1 protein-coding gene and 1 pseudogene are annotated in these 1056 nt (G+C 54.7%); both read left to right on the forward strand.

The window, feature by feature from the left end; genetic code table 11:
- Nucleotides 1-306: pseudogene (locus tag ACXJ7R_RS33990) on the forward strand (hypothetical protein); the annotation flags it as partial.
- Nucleotides 307-657: 351 nt separating this feature from the next.
- The coding region (locus tag ACXJ7R_RS33995) for a bZIP transcription factor (RefSeq protein ID WP_457155614.1) at nucleotides 658-1056 on the forward strand (399 nt) is incomplete at its 3' end.

Below are 1056 nucleotides of genomic sequence, written 5' to 3' on the forward strand. Positions count from 1 at the left end.
GCGCGCAGAAGCAAACGGCTGGCAATCAAGGAATCGATTACAGGTTGGAGCCTACCAACGAGCGGAGCATTTCGGGCCTTCGGGACGGAATACCGCCGTGAAAGAGGCGAAGCCAGCTGCGAAGTTCCCGACGCCGGTGTCGAAAACAATCGTCGAATTGGTGGCGACTTAGTGGCGAAACGAAAAAGGCCTAGATCGACGATTTTGGCCAACATGTTAGTAAGTTTGCGGGCGCTGATCGGAGCCCATGAAGCCACCTATGTCGGACTTCACAGGGTTGTTCATCAAGCGGGCAGTAGCAGGTGAGACGAGTGCTCGATGAAACCCCGTCCCGTGCAGAAAGCCCAGGGGCGCTGGAGCCTGAACGCTATACGGTCTATTGCGCCGACGACCGCATCCAGGTTTGTTCTGGGACCTCGAGCAGATGAAAGTGCGGAACGGCTCCGACGTCTGTCGGTTCCAGAGCTACACGAGCTACAGCAGCGCCCTGAATTTCGCCCAGAAGAATTTTGGTGGCGAGGGGGCGAGCTGTAGTTGTTGAGATTACCCTTTCATGTGTGCGCCCCGATTCGCCGAATCGGAAGGCTTTGGGTAAGTTCACCAGTCTATATCGGCCTCGAATGATTTGACCGGCGGGCGGTGCTAGTGGCGAAACAAGTGGACGTGAATCCGAAGCCAGAAGACAACGCAGTGCTGGCAGGTATCAGCCGCCATCCGCTGTTGATTGCCATTGTAACTAGCGGCTTAGCTCTGTCAGGCGTTTACATGACGGTACTCTACAAGTCGTCACCCAACGCATCCGAGCTTTCCGCTGCACAAGATCGCGTCGAAGCCCTTGAACGCACTGTTGAGACTCTGAAGCATGAAAATGACGAACTGAAGCGGACAATTTCAGAATTTGTCACGCAAGCTTCAACCGTCACAGAGAGTGTTGTGATACCCGAGGGCAGTTTCATTGGGGTGATGGACAAAAGCTATATCGTGACTCTGGACAGAATCTCGGGCGGTATCGCAGAGCTATCTGTCCGCGACCTCACTGGCTACTCAGAGAAGAAG

It is taken from the genome of Mesorhizobium sp. P5_C1, from assembly GCF_054049815.1.